Raw genomic sequence first — 8,755 nt, forward strand, 5'->3', positions numbered from 1 at the left:
CCTGTCCCAGATAATCGCTTTCTGTTCTGGCGTGTAGTAAATGCGCGTTCTTCGTTTCATGGCAACGTCCCCCCTTGTTTAAGGATAGCGTTGCGTCGACCCGTTGAACTCACAGCCAGAAGCAGACGTTCTTAACATGAGAATGTAGTAATCTGCGGGAGCAGGCCACAATGCATAGCAATGCAACCGCACTGAAATCATCAGAGGCGTTTTTCACGATATGATTAGGGGAAGATGCCGTAAACGTCCTTCCTAACGCAGAAACGCACTTAGGCGCCTGGAGAATGGCTAGAACTAGTCTTATGTTAAATATGAGCACTAGGCATGAGCAGTCTGGTTACAGACCTCAACGACCTCAAATTCTTCTGCGACAAGCTCCATGTCGTCAGCGTAAAGGCCAGCCCTGGTAAAAAATGCTTTATGCTCGGTTCTCCAATATTCGAGGCTCATATCTCCTTCGCCTTCTTTACGGGCAAACTCCTCAGTAACGTCAGAGAAACGCACAAGACTCATTGAAGTCATTCTGATGACGCATACCGGCTCATCTCGCCCGTTGAGGATAATATTATGACTACCTATTCTTGGTGCCGATTCTTCTGCCAGGTATGAGGTCAGAGCGCCACAAGATGCGGTTTTAATCCCTTTAATAACCAAGTCCGCCAGCTCGTTAGCCATATCAGTATCATCTCCGATCTGCCACGCCTGTGAACCCGGGTATTTGGCTTTCAGAGCATCAACTAATTTCATAACAAAATCCTTTTTCCAGCAACAGTTTGGTGGTCGAATTTAACACATATTCATTCAATTCGTTTCTGAGATGGTGTGGTAAATTCAGGTATGCATACCAATTGAGTGGAAATTATGAAAACTGTCGAGATATTGCAGTACACCCTGGAACCCGGTACCGGCCAAGAGTTTCATCGAGTCATGGTCGAAATAAGTGCTCCTCTGCAACATGAGGCGGGTATCGACGTCGTTGCATTCGGTTGCTCCCTACATGACCAGGATTCGTACTACCTGCTCCGGGCATTTGATGACATTGTGCATATGAAGGCCAAGCAGGAAACATTTTACGGGAGTGAGGCCTAGCAGAAGGGACCTCGAACAGCAATCGTCGAACGGATCAAAACCAGCGTTAAGGCAGTCATAACCCTGCCTGAAACGGTGGTTGAAGGACTGAGGAATGAAGTAACGACTGGCTTTTATTAAATACGAGCGACCGGCAAAATCGCGGTAGAAACGCTATTCAATGTACTGGCTGAAACGCAGAAGGTAGCCATCCGGATCCTGCACAAGAAACTCTCGCTGGCAGGCAATTTTTTCTCCGATGTTGTAGTGGTTATCACGGAGATCCCGGTACAGCGTTACGCCATACGCACTTATGCGGTCGAATATCCGTTCAATGTCGTCCACTTCTATCTGAAAATTAACGCCACGCCCCAGCGGCCAGGTGAGTTCTGCCGTGTTCCATCCGCCCGGATGAAACTGCTCAAGCATCAGTTGCGCCTCACCGAGGCTGATATAGGCAAAATCGGGCTCTGTACGCCTTATGATGACACCAAAGCCAAGCACATCGGTATAGAAGCGCAGAGAGACGGAAAAATCCGTCACGGTAATCTCGGGAACCATGCGGTTCCAGTAGGATTCGTTTTATCAGTCATTTTTTTCATCTCTTTTTTACTGACGCAGCATACACCAGATGCCTTATATGGGGGCGTGACCGGGTTGTTATGTTTAATATGGCAGAGCTTCCCTGTGGCCATAATTTGACGTCCGCTTCTCGATCATAGCTGGCCTGACACAAGCCTCCGTTTCGTGCCAAAAACGTACACGGGATTTGAAGGCCCATGATGTAAAACCACGCTAACGAAGTAATTATTTGAAATTTATTTATTTGGAATTTTAACTATTAATTGAATAACTCCTCTCCCAATCGCGTGAAAACCGGAGCTGTTTTAGGATCGGAGGCATTTCGGATACATTCCAGCTTATGGGAACTTAATCCACGTAATACGTGGGATAATCTATATAACCTGTATCTCGCCCGGTATAGAATGTATCTTTATCAGGAATAGCTATCGGCCACCCATTTTTCATGCGATTAACGAGATCAGGATTGGCTATGAAAGGACGCCCAAATGCGATTAAGTCGGCATATCCTTCTCTGAGTGCCAGTTCTGCACGCTCCTGTGTATAGCTGCCCGCGACAATAAGAGTTCCCTCGTAGGCCTCACGAAACTTTGTCAGGAAGCCAGCTGGAATGGCCTGAGCTCCGAGTGATTCCTGATCGCTCAAATGCACATATGCGAGATGTCGACGACGCAGTTCGATAGCCAAAGATAACCAGGTATCCTGCTCATCATCAAAAGCATGCATATCCTGCAGACGGCCATAGGGCGCAATACGGATACCTGTCAGATGACTCCCGATGGCTGCAGAGACGGCATCCACAGTTTCCAGCGTAAACCGCAGACGATTGGCAATATTACCGCCATAACGATCTGTTCTGTCGTTAAGTCCACCATTGATAAATTGCTCGAAGATGTAGCCGTTAGCCGCGTGGATCTCCACACCGTCAAAACCCGCCTCGATAGCATTTTTAGCCGCCCGAACGAAATCCTGCGTTATTCGCGGGACTTCATCCGTTGCTAATGCGCGGGGCTGGCTGTGAAATACGCGTACAGACTGACAGTTATCACCGGGAATGTGAGTGGTGCAGCCTTCTGCAACGCGTGATACGGAGCTGACCGGTGCCTGCCCATCAGGCTGGTGAGCAATGTGAGAGGAACGTCCTACGTGCCATAGCTGGATGAATATTTTCCCACCCTGCGCATGTACTGCCTCAGTAACTTTTTTCCAGCCCACTATCTGTTCGTCAGTGTAAATTCCCGGCGTGTAAGCCTGTCCACGGCCTTCCATTGAAACAGGTGAACCTTCGGAAACAATTAAACCTGCTGTTGCGCGCTGGCGATAGTAGGTGACCATACTGTCAGTGGGAACAAGGTTATAGGCCCGCGATCGTGTCATTGGTGCCATAACGACACGATTGCTAAGCTTTATTCCATTCATTGTAAAGATATTCAGCAACTCGCTCATTCTGTCTCCTGAAGCCATTTCATGGTAAAAATCTGTTAGCAACGATCTTATCCTTATTTGAAGGCCATGATTACCTGGGCAAAAAGCCCCTCAGTGTTGAGATAAAGGAACCAATATTTGTGACGGCACAACTCAATGGCGTACAGGAATTTACTGAAGTCGTCAGAAAAGGCAGTTTCGTTGCTGCAGCTGAGGGTTTAGGCGTGACGCGTTCTGCACTCAGCAAAAGCATCAAGCGTCTTGAAATTCGGCTGGGGGTTCGTTTACTCAACCGCAGTACGCGAAGCCTGTCGCTGACACCGGAAGGTGAGATCTATTTCAATCGCTGCACTGCTGCTCTGGATATGATTTCAGATGCCGAAAGCAGAATAGAGGCGGGAATAGTCGAGCCATCTGGACTGATGCGGCTGACGGTTCCCGTGGCCTTTGGGCACCTTTTCATTATGCCCTTACTCAATATCATGGCTTTAAAATACCGGGCCCTGAATATCGAAGTTGATTTCAGTGATCGGGTTCGCGACCCGGCGACAGACGGCTTTGACCTAGCGCTGAGGCTTGGCCCCCTGCCTGACTCAGGTGATTTGGTTGCCACCCGCCTGGGCGAGCAAAGGCTTACCATTTGCGCCTCTGAGGGCTATCTTGAACGAGCAGGCACCCCCATTGATCTTCGTGAGCTTTCATCACACAGATGCATTTCAGGGTTACCGTCAGACGGGCAAACTTACTGGCTAATCCGGGGTAAAGAGGGACACGTTGTAAGGCATGTTGTTTCCTCAGCCTACCGTTTTAATAATGGTCAAGCCATGCTGGAAGCGGCTATTGCCGGATGTGGGGTGACGCAACTTCCGGACTGGTTATGCGGTGATGCCATCAAAAAGGGGCAGCTTCGTGCAATTCTACCCACATTTCAGGCACCGCCCACCCCCATTTCTGCAATTTGGCCCAGGACTCACACGGTCCTTCCTAAAGTGAGAGCCTTGATTGAAGAACTGAAAAAAGAGTTGCCGGCACGCTTGCCGAGCGCGCAGCGTTCATCTGTTACGCGGTAATGCGGTATCAATACCGGATACATCGTCTGTTGAAAGCCAGCCTGGATTATATTCGCTCCAGCATATTGACCAACGATTGTGAGAATCCTTTTCCATTCCAACCCGGTAATGCGCGCCGTAGATTTCGCGCTCCCCTGAGTCGTGTGTTTTTTCCGCGATAATACGGCCTATTATCAGGATGGCCGACTGACGATCGGACTGGATACATACTTTCAGCGGTTCACCATAATGCTGCATCCAGGGCCACGGAAGCCGGAAGGCTTTCATTGCGGCAATAATATTCCGCCTCCCTGATATGTAGCCCAGGGGGGTAAAATTACCCGCAGCATTTTCACTAAAGCATGTGCTGAAAAGTTTGAAATCTGCCTGGTCCAGCGCCCACGCATAGCGATACCAGGTATCGATGACTCCCTGTTCTTCACTCGTATCACGGTGGTTTTCTGGCACAATATGCCAGGGGGCGTCAAGTTCACTGATGATGGCGACTTGCGGAAATCCCTGATGCCAGCCGGATTCTTCAGCCGGTAGCAGCCATCCCGATAACAACTGCCTTGCACCTGAAGTCCAGGTTATTTGCAGGTGAAGAGTATGGATAACAGGTTGGGACTCATCTGTGCCTGCCCTCATCACGACCGTCCCCCCAAACCGCACCTGGTTATGACGTCCGGAACCTTTGCGCGAAGCCTGCCCGTGCAGGTATGCACTGGCGACGTAATCTTTATCGTTCCGGCGCTCAACGGTGTTTGTCAGCGTAACGGATACGTTATCCAGGTCAGCAAAGTCATTTTGCAAAAGGGCGGTGACATTTTCACGGCCGGAAACTGTTCCACGATGACTGCTGACTAATCTGACCGAGGGGTCCAGCCATTGGCTATTGTCTGAGCAAGCATTTCCTGACCAGGTTTCACAAAAACTAATCAGGCTCTGCACCGAAGAATGAAATGAACTGTTCATTTATTGTCCTGCGTTTATTCAGAAGGAAACTCGGGTAACACGAATTCTGCCATTTCAGCCATCACCTCGGCTGCGGGCCGTGTCAGCGGTTTCAGATTTAACGCAACGTGGTTTACCCCCTGGCGTTCCTGCTCCTTCCATAGCTTTATCAGCGCATTGCGGCCGACAGTGATGCCATTCATCAATCTGCGAAGCGGGGCGTCAGGGTTAGCATCGAGGTCAAAAAAGGTGGCATAGCCATAAGGTCTGAAACGATTGTCATCGTAATCGCCACGCCAGAATTCAAGCAATTCCGGGAGCGTTGAGAAGTCACTCAGATGCCATATCCATCCGTCGCTTTCTTCAGCTATCCAGCTCAGGTCCTGCCGCGCCCGCCCTACCACAATCATCGGAATGCGGGATTTAAAAGGTTTAGGAATAAGATCAAGGTTGCCTGAAAGCCTTCCGTAAAACGCCGTTTCAGCCACCGGGAAGGACGTCTCACTGACGGTTTTAATCAGACCAAACGCCTCCCGATAGCGTTCGGCACGGTTATCATAATCGGCTCCAAACGCAGGGTATTCTACAGCGCGATCCCCACTGGACAATCCCAGCAGAAGGCGCCCACCACTTAGCTGGTCCACAGAGGCTGCCTGCTTGGCCAATATAATCGGGTCCCGCAGAGGTAACACCATACCGGTAGTACCCAGGGTTATGCGTTTAGTTTGGGAGGCAAGAAATCCAAGGTAGACCATAGGATCCAGCATCTGTCCGGTGTCACCAAACCGCGGGTCATAAAAGGGTACATCTCTCATCCAGAGAGCGGAAAAACCGGCGTCATCAGCAAATTTTGCCAGCGCCTGATGATCCTCCAGAGTTGGGAAAGGTGAATCCGGATAACCTTCAAGTGGCATAATAAAGCCGAAGGTCAGTCGGCCCGGGCTGAATACGCGCTTATATGCGCTATGTGAGGCAAGATCCGGCGGATAAGTGAGTTGTGTCTGTAAATCGGGCATTTTCACTCCTGACGGGCGCAGTCAGCTGCGCCCGTTATTTATTCATCACTGATGATTACTTCGCGGCATCCCGCAGAGCCTGCTTCATAAAGACGACTGAGCTCTCCAGAGCCTGTACCGCTTCTGGCTGCAGTGTGGAGAAGAAATGCCATGCGTGAAACATACCTGGCCAGACTTCCAGGTTTACGCGAACCCGGTTATCACCCAGATGAGTTGCCAGACGCATCGCGTCGCTCAGCATCAGTTCGTTTTCGCCAATCTGAACCAGCACCGGCGGCAGGCCCGTCACATCGGCAAACACCGGTGATGCCATTGGGTGATTAGGCAACGCATCGCCCAGGAAGGTGCGTGCCAGGAAATCCAGACCTGCCTTGGTGTTCAGAGGATCAAGGCCTTCCCGATTGGTCATGGAGACGCCCGTGTGCTCAAGGTTGGCCCATGGGGAAATGGAAACACCGCCAGCAGGAAGCGGCAGGCCTTTATTACGCGCAGCTACCATAACAGTAACCACCATCGCTCCGCCCGCAGACTCGCCCGCCAGTACGATTTTGCTGGCGTCAAAGCCCTGCTCAATCAACCACTCATACGCACGAACGGTGTCGGTAACAGGCGTAGGGAAAGGATACTCCGGTGCCAGACGGTAATCCGGCATGTAAACCCGTGCGCCCAGCATGCTGGCGTAGTTACCACCAATGCCGTGATAACCCGCCGGTTCACCGACAATGTAAGCACCGCCGTGGATGTACATAACGATGGCATCAGTTTCAAGGTTGTCGGGGGTTACCAGCGTTCCCGGCACGCCTCCCATATCTACCTCAGCAAAACTGACACCGGAAGGTGCAGGATTTTTGGCCAGCATACGGGTGTAGGCGTCACGCACCTCACTCATAGGCGTTACGGTATCCTCACCGGTAAGGATTGGACCCAGGCCGGCCAGGCTTTCTGACCATTCTTTTACGGCTTGTTTGGTTTGTTGATTCAGCATTTTTATTCCTGTTTGTATTTGAGTTAAAAAATAACAGGAATCTATAATATATAAACATTTGGGGAATGTGCTTCCCGTATCGGGGTACGTTAACGCCCGTATTAAAGAGGATATATAAAGCATGGAGATCAACAGCATTGGTGATATCGCCGCGTTCGTCGCGGCGGTAAAAGCCGGGAGTTACACCCACGCAGCGGGCTCCCTCGGGCTCACACGTTCTGCCATTGGCAAGAGTATTGTCAGGCTCGAAACGCGCATGGGGGTTCGCCTTCTGAACCGTACCACCCGGAGTCTGAGTCTGACCGATGAAGGGAGGGTCATGTTCGAGCGTTGCCGACAGATACTGGATGACCTGGAAGAGGTCGATGCCGCGATGGCCATGCGCAGAGGTAAGCCAACGGGGACTCTCCGGCTGAGTGCGCCGCTTTCTTTTGGTCAGCACCATATCCTTCCCATTCTTGATGTTTATCTGAAAAAGTGGCCGGAGCTTCGTGCGGAGGTGTCCTTTAGCGACAGGTTTGTCGACCTGATTGAAGAAGGCTTTGATATTGCCATTCGCATCGGTGAACCTCGCGATGATTCGCGCATTCTTACCCGAACGATTGCTTCGCAGCAGATTGTCACTTGTGCATCTCCCGAATATTTGTCCTCACGGGGCATTCCAGAAACGCCCGCAGACTTAACCAGGCATGACACTATTTTTCTTCTGAGTGCAGAAAAGAGACGCAGCTGGCGGTTTGCGACTCCGGAAGGCACTTTTGTGTATGAAGGACCCGGGCGGCTAAACCTCGACAGTTCGGAAGCCATGCGGGCATCGGCAATTTCCGGATTTGGTATAGTCCACTTACCTACCTATTTGCTTGGAGAAGATTTGCGTAGCGGTAAATTAATACCCGTGCTTGAGGACTATCCCTTCCCCACTGAACCTGTTCGGATCATTTACCCCAGTAAACGACATTTATCCCCGCGCATTCGCGCCTTTATCGACCTGCTGGTTGAAAGCTGGGAGCAAGGCGTACCCTGGGAATAAGGGAAATGTCCGTACAGGACTTCCAAACGCAGTTATGTGGCATGCATTTACAGGTTCCACGTCCGCTGTTCGCTCATGAGGGACAATCATACTTAAATCTCCTACATTGCAGGAGGTTTGAGCATGAACACGTCACCGTGGAACAAAAATCGTATCATCGGACAAAAAAAACCGCTTCAGATATCTCATATCTGGGGGATTCGAATCAGACTTGAACTGGAAGGCAAAACGCGCGATCTAGCCCTGTTTAACATGGCTTTAGACAGTAAACTTCGGGGCTGTGATTTGGTAAAACTCAAAGTATCAGATGTTGCACATGGCAATTCTGTTTCAAGCAGAGCAACAGTGTTACAACAGAAAACCGGCAGCCCTGTCCAGTTTGAGATAACCAAAGGGACAAGAGAAGCAGTGGTAGCGCTTATAAAGCGGGACAATCTGCACAGTAAAGACTACTTGTTCCAATCTCGGGTCGGTTCTTGCCAACACATTTCAACCCGGCAATACAATCGTATTTTTCATGGATGGGTAGAAAAACTTGGACTCGAAGATTCGCTGTACAGCACTCATTCCATGAGAAGAACAAAACCTTTCCTGATATACAAGAAGACCAAGAATCTCCGGGTGATTGTAGCGGTCAACAAAAACT

General features: G+C 50.3%; 9 protein-coding genes and 1 pseudogene. 4 read left to right on the forward strand and 6 right to left on the reverse strand.

The genetic code is table 11. From position 1 onward, the window contains the following. Positions 1-318: 318 nt before the first annotated feature. Entirely contained in the window at positions 319-747 is a 429-nt protein-coding gene (locus tag HX773_RS25235) for an ASCH domain-containing protein (protein WP_176973785.1), read from the reverse strand. 114 nt (positions 748-861) lie between these two features. Between HX773_RS25235 and HX773_RS26075 the strand changes: the two are divergent. Next, a pseudogene (locus tag HX773_RS26075) lies at positions 862-1,209 on the forward strand (NIPSNAP family protein). Positions 1,210-1,242: 33 nt separating this feature from the next. On the opposite strand, the gene HX773_RS25240 reads toward HX773_RS26075, so the two are convergent. After that, positions 1,243-1,629 (reverse strand): VOC family protein, encoded by a 387-nt coding sequence (locus HX773_RS25240; RefSeq protein WP_176973786.1) that lies wholly within the window; start codon positions 1,627-1,629, stop codon positions 1,243-1,245. Positions 1,630-1,998: 369 nt separating this feature from the next. Next, a complete protein-coding gene (locus HX773_RS25245) occupies positions 1,999-3,096 on the reverse strand; it encodes an alkene reductase (RefSeq protein ID WP_176973787.1) in 1,098 nt (365 codons plus the stop codon). Between the two features lie 119 nt (positions 3,097-3,215). On the opposite strand from HX773_RS25245, the gene HX773_RS25250 reads away from it, so the two are divergent. Next, positions 3,216-4,145, forward strand: a complete 930-nt coding sequence (locus HX773_RS25250; protein WP_022624662.1) for a LysR family transcriptional regulator — start codon at positions 3,216-3,218, stop codon at positions 4,143-4,145. On the opposite strand, the gene HX773_RS25255 is transcribed toward HX773_RS25250, so the two are convergent. Genes HX773_RS25255 through HX773_RS25265 form a run of 3 tightly spaced genes read right to left on the reverse strand, consistent with a single transcriptional unit; the run spans position 4,128 to position 7,079 of the window. Continuing rightward, positions 4,128-5,099, reverse strand: a complete 972-nt coding sequence (locus HX773_RS25255; protein ID WP_080571089.1) for a nuclear transport factor 2 family protein — start codon at positions 5,097-5,099, stop codon at positions 4,128-4,130. The genes HX773_RS25250 and HX773_RS25255 overlap by 18 nt on opposite strands. A gap of 14 nt (positions 5,100-5,113) precedes the next feature. Beyond that, positions 5,114-6,094 carry a TIGR03571 family LLM class oxidoreductase gene (locus HX773_RS25260; RefSeq protein WP_176973788.1) on the reverse strand — a complete coding sequence of 327 codons (981 nt, stop codon included), beginning with the start codon at positions 6,092-6,094 and terminating at the stop codon, positions 5,114-5,116. A gap of 55 nt (positions 6,095-6,149) precedes the next feature. Further along, entirely contained in the window at positions 6,150-7,079 is a 930-nt protein-coding gene (locus HX773_RS25265) for an alpha/beta hydrolase (protein ID WP_176973789.1), read from the reverse strand. Positions 7,080-7,200: 121 nt separating this feature from the next. Here HX773_RS25265 and HX773_RS25270 point away from each other — a divergent pair, with 121 nt between their 5' ends. Together HX773_RS25270 and HX773_RS25275 are read left to right on the forward strand one after the other, a co-directional pair. Then, on the forward strand, positions 7,201-8,109 hold the full coding sequence (locus HX773_RS25270) for a LysR family transcriptional regulator (protein WP_176973790.1): 909 nt from the start codon (positions 7,201-7,203) through the stop codon (positions 8,107-8,109). 123 nt (positions 8,110-8,232) lie between these two features. Continuing rightward, a partial coding sequence (locus tag HX773_RS25275) for a tyrosine-type recombinase/integrase (protein ID WP_176973791.1) occupies positions 8,233-8,755 on the forward strand: 523 nt, incomplete at its 3' end.

It is taken from the genome of Pantoea sp. B9002 (assembly GCF_013385945.1).
Taxonomy (GTDB): domain Bacteria; phylum Pseudomonadota; class Gammaproteobacteria; order Enterobacterales; family Enterobacteriaceae; genus Pantoea.

What these genes read in the sequence shown, in the direction of transcription:
- HX773_RS25270 (WP_176973790.1), top strand. Translation starts at nt 7,201, where the DNA reads ATGGAGATCAACAGCATTGGTGATATCGCCGCGTTCGTCGCGGCGGTA.
- HX773_RS25235 (WP_176973785.1), bottom strand. Translation starts at nt 747, where the DNA reads ATGAAATTAGTTGATGCTCTGAAAGCCAAATACCCGGGTTCACAGGCG.
- HX773_RS25260 (WP_176973788.1), bottom strand. Translation starts at nt 6,094, where the DNA reads ATGCCCGATTTACAGACACAACTCACTTATCCGCCGGATCTTGCCTCA.
- HX773_RS25265 (WP_176973789.1), bottom strand. Translation starts at nt 7,079, where the DNA reads ATGCTGAATCAACAAACCAAACAAGCCGTAAAAGAATGGTCAGAAAGC.
- HX773_RS25240 (WP_176973786.1), bottom strand. Translation starts at nt 1,629, where the DNA reads ATGGTTCCCGAGATTACCGTGACGGATTTTTCCGTCTCTCTGCGCTTC.
- HX773_RS25245 (WP_176973787.1), bottom strand. Translation starts at nt 3,096, where the DNA reads ATGAGCGAGTTGCTGAATATCTTTACAATGAATGGAATAAAGCTTAGC.
- HX773_RS25255 (WP_080571089.1), bottom strand. Translation starts at nt 5,099, where the DNA reads ATGAACAGTTCATTTCATTCTTCGGTGCAGAGCCTGATTAGTTTTTGT.